Below are 18,650 nucleotides of genomic sequence, written 5' to 3' on the forward strand. Positions count from 1 at the left end.
GTTCCGACCTGCACGAATGGCGTAACGACTTCCCCACTGTCTCCAGGATATGCTCAGCGAAATTGAATTCTCCGTGAAGATGCGGAGTACCCGCGGTTAGACGGAAAGACCCCGTGCACCTTTACTGCAACTTCAGAGTGGCATTAGGAAAGAGTTGTGTAGCATAGGTGGGAGGCTTTGAAACTTGGGCGCCAGTCCAAGTGGAGCCATAGGTGAAATACCACCCTGCTGTTTTCTGATGTCTAACCTCGCACCGTTATCCGGTGTAGGGACCCTCTGTGGTGGGTAGTTTGACTGGGGCGGTCGCCTCCTAAAGAGTAACGGAGGCGCGCGATGGTAGGCTCAGGACGGTTGGAAACCGTCTGCGAGAGTGCAATGGCATAAGCCTGCCTGACTGCGAGACTGACGAGTCGAGCAGAGACGAAAGTCGGTCATAGTGATCCGGTGGTCCCTCGTGGAAGGGCCATCGCTCAACGGATAAAAGGTACGCCGGGGATAACAGGCTGATGATTCCCAAGAGCTCATATCGACGGAATCGTTTGGCACCTCGATGTCGGCTCATCACATCCTGGGGCTGGAGCAGGTCCCAAGGGTTTGGCTGTTCGCCAATTAAAGTGGTACGTGAGCTGGGTTCAGAACGTCGCGAGACAGTTTGGTCCCTATCTGCCGTGGGCGTCGATACTTGATAGGAGTTGCCCCTAGTACGAGAGGACCGGGGTGAACATACCTCTGGTGTACCAGTCATGCCGCCAGGCGTGCCGCTGGGTAGCTATGTATGGACGGGATAACCGCTGAAAGCATCTAAGCGGGAAGCCTCCCTAAAGATAAGGTATCTTCGAACCGTCATAGACCATGACGTTGATAGGCTGGGTGTGGAAGCGCGGTAACGCGTGAAGCTAACCAGTCCTAATAGTTCTGATCGCGCTTGAGAGTCTGCACTGTCAATGACAGGCCTGAATAGGCTTGGCATTGAGGAGGATTCTCACAGCCAGATCGCCCACTGAATAACACCTTACCCAAGGTGCATCGATTAAACCCGCACGCTGGCTTTATTGCTTCGTGGTCCTAGCGCCTGTGACCCACCCGATCCCATCTCGAACTCGGCCGTGAAACCAGGCAGCGCCGATGGTACTAGTGCTCAAGCACTGGAAGAGTAGGTCACCGCGAGGCATTATGGCCAGCGAGCGTGGAACAAACCCATTCACAAGTCGAAGGGCTGACCCGTAAGGGCGGCCCTTTTGGCGTCTCTGGTCATTGGACGCATGAGGCGCCGATCATCTCCGAGGTCATGTCTCGGGGGTTCGGTCAGACGGACCCGAAGGGTCCGCAAGGCCGACCGGCCGTCCGCAGCGACGCGATCGCAGATCGCATGAGCGAGGAAAGCCGAGGCTGCTGATGCAGCCGCTGGCGCTTGAAGCCAGGAAATGACGGTGCCGCGGGATGGAGCAGTCCGGTAGCTCGTCAGGCTCATAACCTGAAGGTCGTTGGTTCAAATCCAACTCCCGCAACCACCGTCTCGTGAGATCATTCAAACAATGGCTCCGCTGATCTCAGCGGGGCCTTTTTTGTGCGTGTTCACCGCTACACTGTACCAACGCGGCCAGCCGCACTGTCATCAGTTCCAGCCGCGCACGTTTTGTCCCATCGCAAAGATGCGATAAGACACCCCGAGCACACAGGAGGGGATGATGGTCACAGCGCGCTGGGCTGTATTTGCGACCGGATTGCTGCTGGCGTGGCCGTTCCTGGCCTCGGCGCAGGTCGTTGAAGGGTCGGCCGACGTCGACAATTCAGCGATGACGGAGCCCGGTCCGCCCGAGCCGGAAGACGCAGAACCGGTAAACGAGGCTCAAGCCCCGGACTCCTTCGACTCCTCTTTCCCGCACAACGGCTTTATCACGACGCTGGTGCGAATTTCGCCCGACATTGTCGAGCGGCGCGCAGAAATCGTCGCTGCGATCGAGGCGCAGCCGGGCTGGGCGATCGGCGATGAGGACGATGCCGAGTTCGAAGTCGTCCCCAACCCCGAATATTATCAGGACCTGCTGTTCGCGCGGATCAAGCGGCGCGAATTCGACCGTTCGCATTCGCGCTTGCCATCCGAGGCGATGGATATTGCCGACATCATGGTGTTCCATAATCCGGAGACCGGCGTCTCCTGGAACGATTTGCGTGGCAAGGGGAACTTTCCCGATCCCGCGCGACCGAAAGTACCGCATTGGGGCCTCGATGTGCCGGTGCCGGTCGACCTCGGGCCTGCCGACGGCGCGGATCTGATCTCGCGCCTGCAGGCCGCCATGGCGCCCGTCGCGCGCCATCATGCTCTTCTGGGGTTGGTCAACGACCAAGGCGGATTTCTCAAACTATGCGTGTCCAACGATCCCGCTCCGGAAGGATATTGCCCGGTGCAGGAACGCGGCGATCGCCCGATGTTGCTCTATTTCAAACCCTTTTACATCCGCGCGGTCGGTGAAGATTCGCTCCCCGGTAGCGAAATGACCTTTCTCGCTGTCGCCCCCGATCGCGCCATCGTCCATCTCGCCACGGTGCCGATAGCAAGGGTGCGTGAGATCGGGCCCGGGGGCGAGGAGCTTTCCGCATTTACCGTGGGCGACAATTATGAAGCCCCTGCGCGGATGGAGGAGTTCGGAGACTACCAGGTCATCGCCATCGCCTCGCCCGACATTCTTGATCCCCGCATCTGGCAAATCCGCCCCGGCGACCCCTTGCCGCAAGATCTCTGCACGACCGAAATCCAGTTGCGCGTTTGCGAGACGATGCGCGGCAATTATCGCATCGTCGGCGATCGACCGCTGACGACAGGGCTCGTCGAGTTCAAGGTCTTCACCGACGCGTGGAATGCGGTGGCGCCAGTCGGCGGCGGGCAGGCCACTCGGGAGGAGGGACTGTGGCAGGCACAACTATTCGCGCCGCGTGCCGGTTCGCCGACCGGTTTTTCGGGTGTGCTCAGCCCCGGCGGAGGGCGGCGGCTGAACTTCGAGAAGTCGCATAAATGCGGCGGCTCTTATATCGGGGACGGCTACATCCTCACCGCTGCGCACTGCGTCGATAAAGTCGGGCTGCGGGACTATCAGGTCCGCCTCGGTACGCTCGACATCCGGGTCGGTGGCAGCAATTTCCCGATCGAGTCCATGGTCATTCACAGTCGCTACCGGCAGCGGCGTGACAAAGCCGATATCGCGCTGCTGCGGATCAAGACCGACCGTCGTCTCGACCGGCTTCTTGGCAAGGGCCTTGTTGCACCAGCCCCGCTCGCGCCTATGGGCCGCAGGTTGCCGCAGAATAGCGCCGTCGACATGACGGGCTGGGGCTTCACCAGCGCCGCCACGCCGGGCGGCGACTCGCTGGTCGATGCGGAAGGCAACACCCAGCGCAATGCCGCCAAGCTGATGAAAGTGCCGCTCAAGACGAGCGCGACATCGACCTGCACGCGCCATCGGCAACTGAGCGTTTACGCTTCTGCCGACATCGTCTGCACGCTTCCCGCGAGAGAGGGGACCGGAGCATGCTTCAGCGACAGCGGGGGCCCGTTAACCCGGAGGGTCGGCGGACGTCGGCAACTGGTCGGCATAGTGTCCGCCGGAATCGGCTGCGCACAACCCGGCATGCCGACCGCATATACGCGCATCGCCAACTTTCGCAGTTGGATCGAACGTGCCAAGGTTGCCGCGCGTGTTCCGGGCAAGCACCGGATTCCCTGACGAAGTGAGATTGCGATGACGATGCCGAAACGCGGCCGGGACTGGGCCGAAGTGCGTGCCGAAATGATCGATCGCGGCGCCGGCGACGCCAAGTGGCGCGATGGCAAGACGGCGGTGTATGTCTTCAATGCCGGTCCCGATATCGCCGAAGTCCAGCACGAAGCGTATGCGCTCTACATGTCCGAGAACGGCCTCGGTCCGCTCGCCTTTCCCTCGCTCGCGCAAATGGAGCGCGAGGTCATCGAAATGGCACTGTCGCTGCTGCGCGGTCCCGAGGGTGCGGCAGGGGCGATGACTTCCGGCGGGACCGACAGCATCACAATGGCGGTCAAGGCCGCGCGCGATTTCGCGCGGGCGGAAAAGGGCCTGAGCGGGCCCGCCAATATCGTCCTGCCGAAATCGGCGCACCCGGCCTTCGACAAGGCAGCGCATCTGATGGACATCGAAGTGCGCCGCGTGCCGCTGAAAGACGACGGCAGTTACGAGGCCGATCCAGCGGCGATGGATGCGGCTTGCGACGCAGCGACGATCATGATGGTCGGTTCGGCCCCCAACTTCCCGCACGGCATCGTCGACCCGATCATGACGCTCGGCGAAGTGGCGCAGGCGCGGGACATCTGGCTGCACACCGACGCCTGCGTCGGAGGCTATTTCGCGCCGTTTGCGCGCATGAACGGTGTCGACGTTCCGCCCTTCGATTTCGAAGTGCCCGCCGTGCGTTCGATGAGCGCCGACCTGCACAAATACGGCTATGCCGCCAAGGGCGCGTCGACCGTGCTGTTCCGCTCGGAAGAGTATTACAATCATATGCCGTTCGAGAACCGCGACTGGAGCGGCGCGCCGATGAAGACGCCGACCCTGGCCGGCACGCGGCCCGGCGGAGCCATTTCCGCGGCTTGGGCTGTGATGCAGGTACTGGGCGTCGAAGGCTATCGCGAGAAACAGGGTCTCGTGTGCGCCACTCGCGAGCGCGTGGAGGCTGGCGTGCGCGAGCTGGGCTTCGAAGTGCTGGGCAATCCGCTGCTCGGGCTGATTGCGTTCCGCCATCCCGAACACGACAATTACGCGATCTACAGCGAAATGTACCGCAAGGGCTGGTTCACCTCGCTGACCATCGAGCCGCCTGCTCTGCACCTGATGCTTTCGCCCAAGCATGCCGAAGTCATCGACGATTACCTGGTGGATCTTGCTGCAGGCCTAGAAACTGTCGCGGCCGGCAAGGAAGGGCCCCAGGTCGAAGCGCGTTACAACTGACACGTTGCAGCCCGAATATAAAAACGGGGCCGGATTGCTCCGGCCCCGCTGTAGTGTGCGCGTCGCGGAAGTGCTTACTGCTCTTCGCGCGGACCGGTGAACTCGTCGGCTTCGGCGGTGGCTTCTTCGGCCTCCATCGCGCCTTCGGCTTCGCCTTCCATGGTACCCTCTTCCATTGCGCCAACGTCGGTGGGTTCTTCCATGGCGGTCTGGTCAGCGGCAGTATCTTCCATCGCCTCTTCTTCCGCCGCGGGCTCGGCGCAGGCTGCGAGCAGCAGGGCCGCCGCTGCCGGTGCGGCAAATTTCACAAGTGTCTTCATCGTCATTCCCCTCTCCGTGATGCGTCCCTCAAACGAACCCGAATCTCTTTATCAGCGCGCGATACTCGTCGGTTTCCCTGATCGGCGCAAGTAGCGGGTCGTAATAGAGCCACACGAGCCCGCTGTCGCGCAGGCGCTCGGCTTCGCCCAGCGCCGCGAGCGCGCCTTCGATATCGCCCCATTGCGACAGGATCTGAACGTATTGATAGCTGCTCTCGTCGCCATATTCGGCCTTGAGCGCTTGGTAATGCGCCTTCGCCGCCGCGGTATTACCAAGCTTGTGCTCGACGATCGCTCCGCCGGTTTTCTGCCACACAAAGAAAGGATCGGCGGCGAAGGAGTCGCGAGCGGCTTCGAAATCGCCCAGTTCGAGCTGGGCCAGGCCTTTCGAATAGTGGTAGCTCGATAGCTGCGGCTGCAGCGCCCTGGCCTCGTCGAAGTGATCGATCGCTTCTGCGTACCTGCCCGCGGCATAGGCGATATTGCCGTAGAAAACGAACACCCGGGCATTGAGCGGATCGAGGCCGACCGCGCGCTCGATGGCTGCACTGGCGCCGTCCGCATCTCCGATTCGAGAGCGGAATTTCGCATAACGACTGAGGATTTCCGCATCCCCTGCGCCAAGTTGGTAGGAGCGCTCGTAAGGGTCGCGCGCCGCCTGCATGTCGAGCCGGTTGGCGAAGGCAAAGCCGAGCGCGGAGTGGCCGTCGGCAAACTCCGGCGCAAGGCGCACGGCTTCGCGCGCCGCTTCGGCTGCAGAGCCATACACTTCGGCGCGGTTTTCCGGTGCGGTGTAGAGGTTGCCGATCACCGAGATGGCGCGGCTCTTGCCGGCGTGGGCAGCGGCATAGCCGGGATCAATCGCGACCGCTTCTTCGAACTTGGCAAGCGCTTGCCGATCGGTGTTTTGGTCGGTCCCGGCGTCGAACAATTCGTTGCCGCGCAGGAACGCTTCGTAAGCCGCGACGTTGTCGGTGCCGCCGATCTGCTCGCCGGTATTGCGACCTTCGATCTGGGCCGTGAGTTCCGCGATCACGGCTGCGGCAATCGCGCTCTGGATCTCGAACACCCCGTCGATGGCGCGGTCGAAACTCAATTGCCGCTCGGTAAAACCGGTGCTTCCGTCGGTAAGGGCGGCGGTCACGCGCAACTGGTCGCCTTCACGGCGGACGTCGCCGTTAAGCAGAAATGCCACCTTGAGCTTGCTGGCGATCTCCTTCGCGTCGGCTTCTGTTTCGCGGAAGGTGTTGGAAGAAGCCTTTGCCGCGACCTTCAACAAGGGGTTCTGGGCCAGCCGCGCGCGGATTTCGGCAGCCAGACCGTCGGCAAACCAGGTCTGGTCCTCGCCGCCGCCGATGGTTTCGAACGGCAAGACGGCAATGCTGTTGCTGCGGGTGCCGCCGAACACACCGAACTGCCAGGCTGCAAGCCCGCCGACACCGGCCAGCGCGGCTATACCGCCGCCTATCGCCAAGCGACGATCGACGCTGAAACGACCGGTATCGGGAGACGGCGCCGGATGCGAGACGAAATGCGCAGCCGTTCCCTCGCGTGAGTCGGGATGCATGCGTTGCACAGTTTGCACCAGATCGGCGAGGCCCGCCGGATCGAGCGGCCCCGGCTTCGATGCCAAAGTGACACACTGGAATTGGCGGAAACCGAGCGGCGGCTCGCTGCCATCGATGGAGGCCGGGACCAGGCAATGCCTGTCGCGCCCGCGCATGGCTTCGTCGTGTACCCAATGGGACTTGGTCGAGGCATGCGACCACAAGACGATGACCGCATAGGCGTTTTCGAGCCTGTCTTCGGTGATTTCGTTATAGCGGGCGCCGCCTTCCAGCAGGCCGTCCCACCACACTGCGATGCCCGCGGCTTTCAGCGCTTCGATGACTTTCAGCGCGGCAGGGCGATCTTCGCGCGAATAGCTGACGAACGCCCACGGCGCCTCCTGCGCAGGAATGCTCTCGCCGCTCTTGTCGTCGGTCGGTTCCATTGCCCGGCCTTGCCCTCCCACCTGTGGCCCGACGGAATTACTCCAGTTCGTGCATCGTGTCGAATTTTCCGGCGCTTGCCGGGTGCCGGGTGATTCACTAGGTTCGCGGGCTGCGCGCGGGGGTGGGCCGATGACAGCTGCTGGAACAAGGGTTTCGATTGCGGAAGCGGAAGAGCCGCCCGTTCCGGATCCTTGCATGGTGGTCGGCGTCACGGGCCATCGCAGCTCGCACCCGTCCTTTCCCGAGAACTCAGCACGCCTGCGGGCGGTGATAGAAGACATCTTCGCGAAGATCGATGCTGCATTGCAGGCGGGCGGAACCGGTTGCACATGCACGACCGCTTTGGTCACCCTGCTCGCCGACGGCGCGGATCATTTGGCGGCCAATGCGGCGCTCGAGCGCTCTTGGAAGTTGGTGACGCCCCTGCCGTTCGGCAGAAAGCTCAATGCGGCCATAAATTCCGGTGTTGCGACTGCGGCCGATGCCAAGGCCCTGCTCGCCGGTGAACCGGTCGCCGATCAGACGGTTGCCGATCGGGCGAAGAATATCGAGTTACTGGCAGATCAAGCTTGCCTGTTCGAGATGGCGGACGAGGATGAGGCGATTTGCAAACTGTTGCTGGCTGCGCTCGATCATCCGGACGATCGATCGGCGCTGGAGAAATTCCAGCTCGCCGCCGCCCGCCGCGCGGCGCTGGCCGGCACCGTGCTGGTCGAGCAGTCCGATCTCGTCATCGCGATATGGGACGGGCAGTCGGTGGATTCTGTCGGCGGGACCGGCCACACGGTTTCGGCGGCGCTGGAGACCGGCTGTCCGGTCGTGTGGATCGATCCGGGCAATCCGGAGCAGTGGCAGGTCTTCCGGTCAGCCGAAGGACTGGCCACCGGGCATGCGCGCCACAAGGATTCGCCTGCGGAGCTTACCAAATGCGTGCGGCAGGCGGTCGATATCGATCTCGCCAAGTCGCGTGAAAGCCATGCGGGTCTGGAAGCGATCTCTCCGATCTGCTGGCACGGCACCAGCAGCTTCTGGAGCCACGCCTACCGTCGGATCGAGGCCTTCTTCGGCACATCCCGGTGGCGTGACAAGGTGGGCTGGATCGCGATGCGATACGAATTGCCGAGCGAGATCGGCGAGGGCAGCCAGAAAGCCATGCTGACGGGGCTCGCAACGCTACCCGGCGCCGACGGCGATCTGCCCGCGCGTGTCGAGCGCGAAGTGCTCAGGCGCTTTGCCTGGACCGATGCAATCTCGTCGCGCCTCGCCGATCGCTATCGCTCCTCCATGGTGTGGAACTTTATTCTCGGTGCGATGGCGATCATCGTCGGTATCTTTTACCTGCCGCTTGTCGACGTCGCCCAGAAGTGGATCTTCGCTCTGGCCGAGTTCATCCTGCTGGTCGTCATCATCGGGAATACCGCGCTCGCAACGAAGCGCCGCGTCCACGGGCGCTGGTTCGAAACGCGGCGCGCGGCGGAGTATCTGCGCCACAGCCCCTTCCTGCTCGCGCTCGGAATCGCCCGCCCGCCGGGCCATTGGCCGCAGGGCGTGCGCACGTCCTGGCCCGAATGGTATGCGCGTCATGCCCTGCGCGCGGTGGGACTGCCCGAAGTAAGGGTCGACAGCTCCTACCTGCGCGGTGTGCTGGAGTTCCTGCGCGACCATCACGTCGACCCGCAGCGCGACTATCACTTGGACAAGGCAGCGCGATTGAACCGCGTCCGTCACAAGCTCGACCGGATTTCGGAGATCTCGTTCATCCTCGCTGTCATTACGGTCGCCAGTTATCTGCTGCTGGCCTTTTTTGCGGGGCGGGGCATGGTCGATCCCGGCTGGCTCGACAAGGCGGCAAAATGGTTCACCGTAGCCGCCGTGGCGCTGCCGACTCTGGGCGGCGCGATCGCGGCGATCCGCTATTTCGCCGATTTCGAACGCTTCGCCGATATTTCCGACGTAACCGCGCGGCGGCTGGGCCATGTGTCCCAGCGGATCGCCACCCTGCTCAACGCTCCAGAGGAACGCCTCGATCTCGGACGTGTGGCGCGGGTCGTGCACGATACCGACGATATCGTTTTTTCCGAGATCCAGGCATGGCAGGCGGTCTTCAGCGGCAAAAGGACGACGATACCGGCATGATCGAAGCCCTGGGCATCTCCTTCGTCCTGATCGCGCTCACCATCGCAATCCATTACGAAGCGCTGCGCGCGACCTCGAACTGGATTGTCGATCTGCCGATCTATCCGAGGGCGAGGATGATCGTGGTGCTTGCGGTGGCGATGGTCTCGCATCTGGTGCAGGTCGTGCTCTATGCATTCGCTTATCTGTGGATGGACGCGCAGGGCACGATGGGCGACGTCGGCGGGGTCGAGAACCCGGCCTTTGCGGACATGTTCTACTTCTCGATCACCTCCTACACCACGCTCGGTATCGGCGACCTTTTTCCGCATGGCCATATCCGCCTGGTGTCGGGGATCGAGGCGCTCAACGGGCTGGTGCTGGTCGGTTGGACCGCCTCGTTCACCTATCTCAAGATGGAGCGCTACTGGCGGGTGCCGGAAGAGGTTGCACGGGACGATTTCGGGACGACCAAAAACGATTAGGCGATCGTTAGTTTAAGCCGTGTTCCAGACGCCCATGCCGTCCCATTCGCCATGACCGGCGCGAACGATTCGGCCCTTTTGGCCGACCGGTTCGACTTTTCCATCGGTAAGGAGCGCGATCGTCGCCGCGTCTTCCGGCGGTACCACCGCGAGGGTTCGGGCGCCGTCTGGGGTGCGTGCGACGACGGTGCCCACACGCGGCGATCCGTCGCGCTTGTAGTGGACGGTGTAGGTTTCGATCGTCGCCGGACCGCTGTAGGTCTTGTCGAGCGGCGGCACATCGTCGCGCGCCTTCTCAGCCGCGTCATTATAGTCGAAATCCTGCGGGAAGCCGACGCCCTCGATGGGCTGCGCGCTCAGCACGATGGTGTGGCTGTGCGTGGCATAACCGCCATTGGCGAACAGCAAGCCGGTGCCGCCGCCGCGCAGCTTTTCGACCATGCAGGCAACCGCGTGGCTCATGTAGTTGCCGATCGGTCCGCCGCCGAAGGTAAGCCCGCCGAAGACCGTCATCGGCTTCTCGAGCGGCCAGCCAAGCGTGCGCCGCGCCATCTTGGGAACGCAGGGAAAGCAGGAGTATAGCTCGACATGGTCGAGATCGTCGGCGGGGACGGCGTTCAGTTCCATGGCTTTGCGGATCGAGGTCTCCATCCCCGCCGAGGCCGTGTAGCTGTCGCGCGCCAGGATGCTGTCGGGCTCGAAGGCGCTGGCCCCCGCGCCGACAAAGACCAGCCTGTCTTCCGACACTCCGCGCCGCCGCGCCTCGGCCAGGCTGGTGACGATGAAGCCCGCACCCTGATTCACGGCGGAATTGGCCACCTGCAGCTTGGTGTAGGGAAAGGCGATCGGTCGGTTGTCGGCAGTTGGCTCGATGATTTCTTCCGCCTGGCGTGGCTCGCGAATCCACGCAGCCTCGGTCCGCGCAGCAACTTGCGAAAAACCGGCCCAGATCGCCCCGCTTTCGGCCTGTCCTTCGGTCAGCGTCTGGCCCTGCGCCGCGCGGAAAGCGTTTTCGTAGAGCGGATACACGTCTACCGGCACCACCAGGCCGTAGCTCTGCGCATAGCCAAGCTTGCGGCGGTGAGATGCGTCTCGCAGCGCGTCGTGCTCTTTCGGCTTAGCTTTTTCGGGACTATTCGCGGCTTCCTCTGCCGCCTTCATCTTCGCCAGCGCGCCCGCCGTCCGTAGTGCTTCGCCACCCGTAACCGCGCAGATGACCGCTTCGCCCGCGCCGATGCGGTTGGCCGCTTCGTTGAGCAAGCGGATCGGGTTGTCGCCATGCGGAGTAGTTTCCTCGACATGCGCCGGATCTATCCCCAATGCCTCGGCAACCTTGCCCGCGACCGGGTTGATCTGCGGCCAGGCAATCTGGCCAACTATGCCGAGCGACTGGCAATCCTCGAGCCAGCCTCCGCCCCCGTCCGCATCCGCGCGTCTCAGCGCCTCCGCCATCAACCCAACCGGATCGAGCCCTTCGCGCGGGTCCGCCGGCCTGTCGTTGATCTGGCCGACACCGATGATGACGGGGACATGCTCGGGATTGGTGGGCATCGCGCGGCTTTCTCCTCTGATCGTCATCGCTAAAGCAATTCGCACGCCTCTCGACAAGCGGCCTTGTGCTGGCGGCGCAACCCGTTAGGCTCCCGAACTGGAGAGAGAAAAAGGCCCCCGCCATTTGACCGACATCAGCGCAACTGGATTGCCGCCGCTGCCTACGCGCACGCGGTGGCTCTATGGCACGGGCCTGATGGCGAGCGGTATCAAGACCACCGCTTTCAGCACCTATCTGCTGCTCTATTTCAACCAGGTCCTCGGCGTCCCGGTCGACATCGTCTCGCAGGCGATTTTCCTTACCCTGCTCATCGATGCCATTGCCGATCCGCTGATCGGCCGGTGGAGCGACCGGACGAGAAGCAGGCTGGGTCGGCGCCATCCCTTCTTGTTCGCCGCCGCTGTTCCGGCCGGCCTGTTCTTCGCCGCCACCTGGTTTCCGCCCGATGGTCTGTCCGATTTCGGGATGGGCGTCTGGGTGTTCTGCCTCGCCAGCCTGACCCGCGCCTGCATGAGCCTGTTCGAGATACCTTCGAGCGCGCTCGGGGCAGAGCTGACCGACGACTACACCGAGCGCACCCGTATCTTTGCGCTGCGGTTCTGGTTCGGCTATATCGGCGCCTTCGGGTTCGGGGCTTTCTGCCTCGCGGTCTTCTTCGCCGAAACGCCCGAATACCCGCGCGGCCAGCTCAATCCGGAGGGCTATGTCGGCTTCGCGATTACGGGCGGCATCCTCATCGCCCTGGCGGTGCTGACCTGTGCGTTCGGCACCAGGAGCCGCATTCCCTACCTCAGGCAGGTGCGCGAGCGTGCCAGCAAGCTTTCGCCGATGGATCACTTGCGGGAAATGGGATCGGCCTTCGCGCACCGCCCCTTCCTTGCCATTTTCGGCTATTCGCTGTCGAAGCAGGTCGCGATCGGCATGTATGTATCGAGCACGATCTACTTCAATACCTTCATCTTCGGCTTGAATGCCGGTCAACTTGCGATCCTGACGGTCGAGCAGCTGGTGGCGGCGACATGCGCGGTGCCGCTCGCGCCGATCCTCGCCCGCAAGATGGGCAAGCGCAATGCGGCGATGGCGATGGGCTTCGGCGGGATCTGCATCGGTGTGATGCCGCTGATCCTGACCTTCTTCGGCCTGTTCTATCCCAAAGGCGATCCGATGCTGCTGCCCGCGCTCTTCATCGTCGGTGCGATCTATCACACGATGATCGCGACCTCGCTGATGAATTCCTCCGGCATGATCGCGGACACAATCGAGGATTTTGCGGTGAAGAGCGACCGGCATAATGCGGGCGTCTTCTTCTCCGTCAACAGCTTTACCACCCAGGCCTCTGCCGGGCTCGGCATCCTGATGTCGGGCATCGTGCTGCAGGCCGCGAATTTTCCGGAGGATGCCGACCCGCTCGGAGTCAGCCAGGCGATCAGCAACAGCCTGATTGTCTGGTACGTGCCTCTGGTCGTCGGCCTTTGGGCGATCGGCACGTTCCTGCTGCTGTTCTACCCGATCACGGAGGCATCGCATCGCGCCAACGTCGAAAAACTGGCGGCGCGCGAAGCGAGGCTAAATGCGCAGACCGTGCGCGATTCGCCTGAAGCCGGATCGCCCGGCTGACGCCTTCCGCTACGTCAGCATGGACCACAGGCCCCCTGTTCTCGGCCCTTTGACTCGTGCATAGGTGGCAAAACAAGACTCATAAGCAGGAGAGAAGCGATGGCGACCGCAGCCGACACCCGCCCGGAAGACGATCTCGATGCCTTCCGCGCCGAAGTGAAGGACTTCCTCAAGGCCAGTTTCCCCGACAGCCTCAAGGGCAAGGGCAATGTCATGCGCACGGTCGAAGGGCCGGGCGAAGAAACGCCGGAAGAAAAGGCCTGGCGCGAGGCCATGGGCGAGAAAGGCTGGGGCACTCCGACCTGGCCCAAAGAGTATAATGGCGGCGGCCTGACCAAGAAGCAGGCCAAGGTGCTCGAGCAGGAAATGGCCATGGCCGGGGCCTGGAACCCGATCGGCGGCATGGGCGTGATGATGTTCGGCCCGACGCTGCTCGAGTTCGGCAGCCACGAACAAAAGCTCGAACATATCCCGCCGATCACCCGCGGCGAAGTACGCTGGTGCCAAGGCTATTCGGAGCCGAATGCCGGTTCGGATCTTGCCAGCTTGCAGACCAGCGCCGAGGACAAGGGCGATCACTATCTCGTCAATGGCCAGAAGACCTGGACCAGCGGCGGGCAGTGGGCGGACAAATGCTTCTGCCTTGTCCGCACCGACCGCAGCGACAAGCACAAGGGCATTTCCTTCCTGCTGATCGACATGGACTCGCCCGGCGTCGACGTGAAGCCGATCACTATGATCAGCGGCATGAGCCCGTTTTGCGAGACCTTCTTCACCGATGTGAAGGTGCCGAAGGAAAACCTCGTCGGCGAAGAAGGGCAGGGCTGGACCATCGGCAAGCGCCTGCTCCAGCACGAACGGACCAATATCTCCGGTGGTGGAGCGCTCGCGGCGCTCAATGCCCAGCCGCTTTCCAAGATTGCCGAGCATTATCTCGGCACCGACGAACAGGGCCGGCTCAATGACCCGGAAATGCGGGCAAAGATCGCCGAATTCGAAATGGCGTGGAACACCTTCCTCCTCACCGCGCGCCGCGCGATGGAGGAAAGCAAGGCGCAGGGCGGCGTTTCGGAGATCAGTTCGATCCTCAAGAATGTCGGCTCCAAGCTGGGCCAGCAGCGCGCCGAATTGCTGATCGAGATCATGGGCTTCCGCGGCCTCGGCTGGGAAGGCGAAGGCTTTACGGATAAGGAACTGCAGCATGTCCGCGGCTGGCTCTTCGGCAAGGCGACCACGATCTATGGCGGCTCGACCGAAATCCAGAACAACATCATCGCCAAGCGTATCCTTGGCATGCTGGACCACCAGTAAGCGCGGGCGCAGGGACAGGACGAAACATCATGGCAGTGCTGAACGAAGAACAGACCATGCTGCGCGACATGGCGCAGGAATGGACGAAGAACGAAAGCCCGGTCGCCGCGTGGCGCAAGGTCCGCAACGAGGGCAAGAATTTCGATCCCGAAGCCTGGGACGCGATGGCCGAAATGGGCTGGACCGGCGTCATCATCCCCGAAAACTTCGGCGGCAGCGACTTCGGCTGGATGAGCCTCGGGCTGGTGGTCGAGGAAACCGGCAAGACGCTGACGGCGAGCCCGCTGGTGGCAAGCTCGCTCGCGGCAAGCGCAATCATCCTCGGCGGCTCGCAGGCGCAGAAGGAAAAATACCTGCCCCGGCTCGCCAGTGGTGAACTGGTCGGCACGCTCGCCTTCGACGATGCCGCGCGGCACACCGGCGCAACGTCGAGCGCGACGGTTTCGGACGGCAAGCTGAGCGGCACCAAGCCTTTCGTGCACGAGGCCGAAAGCGCCGGGCTGTTTGTGGTCCTCGCCAGCGACGGTGTGTATTTCGTAGAGAAGGGGGATGGTGTTGCGCTGTCCGATCGCAACCTCACCGACCAGCGCGACCATGCCGAAGTGACATTCGACGGCGCGCCTGCGGAAAAGCTGGCCGATGGCGGCGACGATCTCGCCGAGCAGATCCTCGACCGTGCGCGCATTCTTACCGCTGCCGAAATGCTCGGCATGGCGCAGCAGGTCTTCGATGAAACGCTCGCCTATCTGAAGCAGCGAACGCAGTTCAACCAGGTGCTATCGAGTTTTCAGGCGCTGCAGCACCGCATGGCCGACCTGTTCACCGATCTCGAGCTGATGCGTACCGCTGTCGAGGCCGGGTTGCAGGCGCTCGATACCGGGTTCAAGGTGCCCGAGGCGGCCTGCCTCGCCAAGAGCCGCGCCAACGATGTGCTGCACACGATGAGCCGGCAGGGTATCCAACTTCATGGCGGGATCGGGATGACTGACGAATACGATGTTGGGTTTTACCTGAAGCGCGCCCGTGTTCTCGAAGCGAGCTGGGGCAATTCGGGCTTCCTCAAGGATCGCCACGCCAAGCTCGCCGGCTATTGAGGCCGGCCCGCGACATGCTCGGCACCGCTAATCCGTTCGGGCTGAGCCTGTCGAAGCCTTGTCTTTCACTTTGAGCTCTACGCCAGAAGAAAGGACAGCCCTTCGGAGTCGAAGACGGCGCGAAGCGCCACCGGCTCAGGGCGAACGGGAAGTGGAGAGCATGCAACACGATGTGTGGTCCCGCCACCACGCGTTCGTGGAATCGAACCTCAGGCGCAATTACGCCGCGACGCTGATCCACGGCGTATTCGGAATGACGGGCTTCCGCCTGATCTACGCGCCCACGATCATCCCGGCCTATCTCTATGTCCAGACCGGCAGCGCGGCCGCCGTCGGCCTCGGCATGGCGCTGCTGCAACTCGGCGGAACGCTCTCGCCGGTCCTGTCGGGCGCGCGGGTCGAGAGCCGCAATCACATCCTGCCCTATGCCATCACCGTCGGCTCCCTGATGCGGATGATGGTGCTGGCCATGGCGCTGACCGCATGGTTTCTCGAAGGGCGGGCGCTGTTTGCCGCGACGCTGGCGATCTTCCTTGCGCTGGGGTTCTTCCAGGGCGCGCAGCGGGTCGCGTTCCAGATGCTGATGGCCAAGGTCATCCCGATCGACCGGCGCGGGCGATTGCAGGGCGTGCGCAACCTCCTCGGCGGCGGCATTGCGGCGGTTTTGGCCTGGGCGGCGGGGGTTTATTTCATCGAGCAGCAATGGCTCGGCAACGGCTATGCGACGACGTTCCTGTTTGCCTTCATCCTGACCACCATCGGCCTGCTGGTGCTGCAATTCGGCATCAAGGAGCCATCCGCTCCCACTATCCGCCAGCCGGTGCCGCTGCGAGAGCGCTGGGGCCAGTTCGCCGAGCTCCTGCGGCACCGCACCTATCGCTTCTTCCTGCTGGCGCACGGCTTTTCCAGCATCGCCCGTGTCGGCCTGCCGTTCTGGACGCTCTATGTCGGCGAGCGGCTCGGATTGGACGGCTATGTCATCGGTGCGCTCAGCCTTGCCTATCTCGCCTCGGAGACGGTCAGCAACGTGCTGTGGGGCCAGATCGGCGATCGTTACGGCTTCCGGCTGGTCTATCTCGGCGCGCTTTTCTGCAGCCTGGTGGGTCTGACACTGTTGGTCGCAGGTGAAGGTGCGATGCTCTATGCCGCCTTTGCCGCACTCGGCTTCGGCATGTCGGGCTGGATGATGGCGGCGCTGACGCTGGTCCTGGAATTCGGCGCGCACGAGGACATTCCTATGCGGATCGCGCTCACTACTACCGTCGAGGGCGCGGTATCTTCGACCGGACCGATCATCGCCGGGCTTGCCATCGCTGCGCTCGGGTTTATGCCTTTGATCGTCGCTGCATTCCTGTCGCTCGGATTGGCCCTGGCAGTGGTGTTCTGGCGTGTCAGCGAGCCGCGGAGTCAGCTGTCCTGAAACAGCGCCCCTAGGTCCTTCTTCAGGATCTTGCCATTGGCATTGCGCGGCAGCGTGTCCTGTACAAAGAGTATCCGCACGGGGACTTTGAATCTCGCCAGTCGCTCGGCTACCCAGCTTTGCAATTCGGTCTCGCTCGCGGTCATGCCCGGTGCGAGGTGGACGACGGCCGCGGGCTCTTCGCCCAATTGTTTGTGCGGCAGGCCGATCAGCGCAGCATCGGTCACTGCCGGGTGATCGTAGAGGACGTTCTCGACCTCGCTTGAATAGATATTCTCGCCGCCGCGGATGACCATGTCCTTGGCGCGATCAACGATATAGCAGAAGCCTTCCTCGTCGAGCCGCGCAAGGTCGCCTGTCCGGACCCAGCCGTCGACGAAAGTTTCCGCGCTCGCTTCAGGTCGGTTCCAGTATTCGATCACCGTCATCGGCCCTCTGGCCCATAGTTCGCCGACTTCGCCGACCGGCAATTCCCTGCCGGCCTCGTCGGTGATTTTCAGGTCGGCCACCGGCACCGGCGGGCCGCAGCTTTCCGGGCGGTTGAGATAGTCTTCCGCCGTGTGGCTGGTGACGGTTGCCATGGTCTCCGTCATGCCCCAGCCGTTGCCGGGCATGGCGCCGAATACTTCGTAGATCTTGCGCACCAGTTCGGGCGCTGCTGGCGCCCCGCCATAAGCGATGCTTTCGAGGCTCGAGAGGTCGTACTTGTCGCGATCGGGATGCTCGATCATCTGCCACGCGATCGTCGGCACGCCGCCGGTCAGATTGACCTTCTCGCGCTCGATGATCTCGAAGGCTTTCACCGTGTCCCAGCGATACAGGAAAATCAGCGTGTGGCCTGCAAACAGAGCGCCCATCATGCTCGCCGAGCAGGCCGTGACATGGAACAGCGGGATGACGGTTAGCCCGACCTTCTGCACGCCCGCCGGCGGCACTTCGCCGCGCCGCAAGGCGGTGCGCGCAGCGGCATAGGCGCTGGAGAGGATATTGGTGGTGAGGTTGCGATGGCTGCCGAGCGCGCCCTTGGGCCGGCCGGTCGTGCCGCTGGTATAGAAGATCGTCGCCGGATCGTCCGGGGCGATGTCGGCTTCGGGCATCTCTGCATCCGGCAGCGTCGGCCACGAATGCGGCGTGCCGATCAGATCTTCGAGGCGCTCTACCGAGAGATCGTCGCCTCCCATGCGCGAAACGAGGACATCGGCGAGATCGGGGCAGGCTTCGCGGTGCGGAGCAATCCGTTCCCATCGCTCGGCATCGCAGACCAGCAGTTTCGCGCCAGAATCGGCGAGACCGAATTCAAGCTCGTCTCCGGTCCACCAGGCATTGAGCGGCACGCAAATTGCACCGATGCTCGTCGCGGCGAAGAAGACGACGGGCCATTCAGGCAGGTTGCGCATCGCCAGCGCCACCCGGTCGCCCTTGGCAATCCCGCGTTTGCGGAACTCCGTAGCAAGCGCTGCGACAGCCCGGTACCAGGCGTCGTAGGTGACCCGTTCGTCCTCGTAGATCGTGAACAGCCGCTCGCCATGGCTGCGCGCATGAACGGCCAGCGCGCGCAAGCTCGGCGGGGCATTTTTCCAGACCCGCGTCGGGATGCCGCGCACATCGACGGTCTCGTACTCGAAGGGCATGCCCGGCGCGCACAATGTATCGTGCACCTGCTGCAGCGACATCGCTGGCCAGCCATCCGGCTTGCTCCAGCCGAGCACATTGGTTTCACTCACCGCTCTCTCCCAATCGAGTCTGTTTTTCTTTGCAACCGATGC

Annotated in this window: 12 protein-coding genes, 1 tRNA gene and 2 rRNA genes (1 of these 15 running past the window's edge); 11 read left to right on the forward strand and 4 right to left on the reverse strand. The window is 63.0% G+C overall.

Translation table 11 applies throughout. The features are described 5' to 3' along the window. The 5 genes from EL2594_RS00265 to EL2594_RS00285 form a co-directional block, all read left to right on the forward strand. A 23S ribosomal RNA gene (locus EL2594_RS00265) occupies window positions 1–930 on the forward strand; it begins 1,857 nt to the left of the window's first position. Window positions 931–1,055: 125 nt separating this feature from the next. After that, window positions 1,056–1,170, forward strand: a 5S ribosomal RNA gene (gene rrf, locus EL2594_RS00270). 264 nt (window positions 1,171–1,434) lie between these two features. After that, window positions 1,435–1,511, forward strand: a tRNA-Met gene (locus EL2594_RS00275). A gap of 174 nt (window positions 1,512–1,685) precedes the next feature. Continuing rightward, window positions 1,686–3,722 carry a serine protease gene (locus EL2594_RS00280; protein ID WP_011413021.1) on the forward strand — a complete coding sequence of 679 codons (2,037 nt, stop codon included), beginning with the start codon at window positions 1,686–1,688 and terminating at the stop codon, window positions 3,720–3,722. Window positions 3,723–3,743: 21 nt separating this feature from the next. Beyond that, entirely contained in the window at window positions 3,744–4,976 is a 1,233-nt protein-coding gene (locus EL2594_RS00285; protein WP_041685435.1) for a pyridoxal phosphate-dependent decarboxylase family protein, read from the forward strand. A 74-nt stretch (window positions 4,977–5,050) separates the two neighbouring features. Here EL2594_RS00285 and EL2594_RS00290 read toward each other — a convergent pair whose 3' ends face one another. Together EL2594_RS00290 and EL2594_RS00295 are read right to left on the reverse strand one after the other, a co-directional pair. Next, window positions 5,051–5,296: a hypothetical protein gene (locus EL2594_RS00290; RefSeq protein WP_155805897.1), complete on the reverse strand. Its 246-nt coding sequence runs from the start codon at window positions 5,294–5,296 to the stop codon at window positions 5,051–5,053. Between the two features lie 28 nt (window positions 5,297–5,324). Next, complete coding sequence (locus EL2594_RS00295; protein ID WP_011413024.1) at window positions 5,325–7,289, reverse strand: TIR domain-containing protein; 1,965 nt, start codon at window positions 7,287–7,289, stop codon at window positions 5,325–5,327. 196 nt (window positions 7,290–7,485) lie between these two features. Between EL2594_RS00295 and EL2594_RS00300 the strand changes: the two genes are divergently transcribed. Both EL2594_RS00300 and EL2594_RS00305 read left to right on the forward strand, forming a co-directional pair. Then, entirely contained in the window at window positions 7,486–9,426 is a 1,941-nt protein-coding gene (locus EL2594_RS00300; RefSeq protein WP_011413025.1) for a DUF4231 domain-containing protein, read from the forward strand. Further along, window positions 9,423–9,890 (forward strand): potassium channel family protein, encoded by a 468-nt coding sequence (locus EL2594_RS00305; RefSeq protein WP_233994291.1) that lies wholly within the window; start codon window positions 9,423–9,425, stop codon window positions 9,888–9,890. The genes EL2594_RS00300 and EL2594_RS00305 overlap by 4 nt, the downstream gene beginning before the upstream one ends. Window positions 9,891–9,902: 12 nt before the next feature. Here the strand turns inward: EL2594_RS00305 and EL2594_RS00310 are convergent, their stop codons facing one another. Continuing rightward, a complete protein-coding gene (locus tag EL2594_RS00310; protein ID WP_041685441.1) occupies window positions 9,903–11,441 on the reverse strand; it encodes an acetyl-CoA acetyltransferase in 1,539 nt (512 codons plus the stop codon). Window positions 11,442–11,565: 124 nt separating this feature from the next. Between EL2594_RS00310 and EL2594_RS00315 the strand changes: the two genes are divergently transcribed. The 4 genes from EL2594_RS00315 to EL2594_RS00330 all read left to right on the forward strand — a co-directional run bounded on the left by EL2594_RS00315 (window position 11,566) and on the right by EL2594_RS00330 (window position 16,884). Further along, window positions 11,566–13,059, forward strand: a complete 1,494-nt coding sequence (locus EL2594_RS00315; protein WP_011413028.1) for an MFS transporter — start codon at window positions 11,566–11,568, stop codon at window positions 13,057–13,059. Window positions 13,060–13,158: 99 nt separating this feature from the next. After that, window positions 13,159–14,370 carry an acyl-CoA dehydrogenase family protein gene (locus EL2594_RS00320; protein ID WP_011413029.1) on the forward strand — a complete coding sequence of 404 codons (1,212 nt, stop codon included), beginning with the start codon at window positions 13,159–13,161 and terminating at the stop codon, window positions 14,368–14,370. Between the two features lie 29 nt (window positions 14,371–14,399). Further along, entirely contained in the window at window positions 14,400–15,464 is a 1,065-nt protein-coding gene (locus EL2594_RS00325) for an acyl-CoA dehydrogenase family protein (RefSeq protein WP_011413030.1), read from the forward strand. 196 nt (window positions 15,465–15,660) lie between these two features. Further along, complete coding sequence (locus tag EL2594_RS00330) at window positions 15,661–16,884, forward strand: MFS transporter (protein WP_233994292.1); 1,224 nt, start codon at window positions 15,661–15,663, stop codon at window positions 16,882–16,884. On the opposite strand, the gene EL2594_RS00335 is transcribed toward EL2594_RS00330, so the two are convergent. Next, entirely contained in the window at window positions 16,872–18,557 is a 1,686-nt protein-coding gene (locus EL2594_RS00335; RefSeq protein WP_081432335.1) for a class I adenylate-forming enzyme family protein, read from the reverse strand. The genes EL2594_RS00330 and EL2594_RS00335 overlap by 13 nt on opposite strands. Between the last annotated feature and the right edge of the window lie 93 nt (window positions 18,558–18,650).

The sequence above is a fragment of the Erythrobacter litoralis HTCC2594 genome (genome assembly GCF_000013005.1).
Taxonomy (GTDB): Bacteria; Pseudomonadota; Alphaproteobacteria; order Sphingomonadales; family Sphingomonadaceae; genus Parerythrobacter; species Parerythrobacter litoralis_A.

Bases quoted from the DNA above. Each gene is read 5' to 3' on its own strand.
- EL2594_RS00280 (WP_011413021.1), top strand. From the start codon at position 1,686: ATGATGGTCACAGCGCGCTGGGCTGTATTTGCGACCGGATTGCTGCTG.
- EL2594_RS00285 (WP_041685435.1), top strand. From the start codon at position 3,744: ATGCCGAAACGCGGCCGGGACTGGGCCGAAGTGCGTGCCGAAATGATC.
- EL2594_RS00290 (WP_155805897.1), bottom strand. From the start codon at position 5,296: ATGAAGACACTTGTGAAATTTGCCGCACCGGCAGCGGCGGCCCTGCTG.
- EL2594_RS00295 (WP_011413024.1), bottom strand. From the start codon at position 7,289: ATGGAACCGACCGACGACAAGAGCGGCGAGAGCATTCCTGCGCAGGAG.
- EL2594_RS00300 (WP_011413025.1), top strand. From the start codon at position 7,486: ATGGTGGTCGGCGTCACGGGCCATCGCAGCTCGCACCCGTCCTTTCCC.
- EL2594_RS00305 (WP_233994291.1), top strand. From the start codon at position 9,423: ATGATCGAAGCCCTGGGCATCTCCTTCGTCCTGATCGCGCTCACCATC.
- EL2594_RS00310 (WP_041685441.1), bottom strand. From the start codon at position 11,441: ATGCCCACCAATCCCGAGCATGTCCCCGTCATCATCGGTGTCGGCCAG.
- EL2594_RS00320 (WP_011413029.1), top strand. From the start codon at position 13,159: ATGGCGACCGCAGCCGACACCCGCCCGGAAGACGATCTCGATGCCTTC.
- EL2594_RS00325 (WP_011413030.1), top strand. From the start codon at position 14,400: ATGGCAGTGCTGAACGAAGAACAGACCATGCTGCGCGACATGGCGCAG.
- EL2594_RS00335 (WP_081432335.1), bottom strand. From the start codon at position 18,557: ATGTCGCTGCAGCAGGTGCACGATACATTGTGCGCGCCGGGCATGCCC.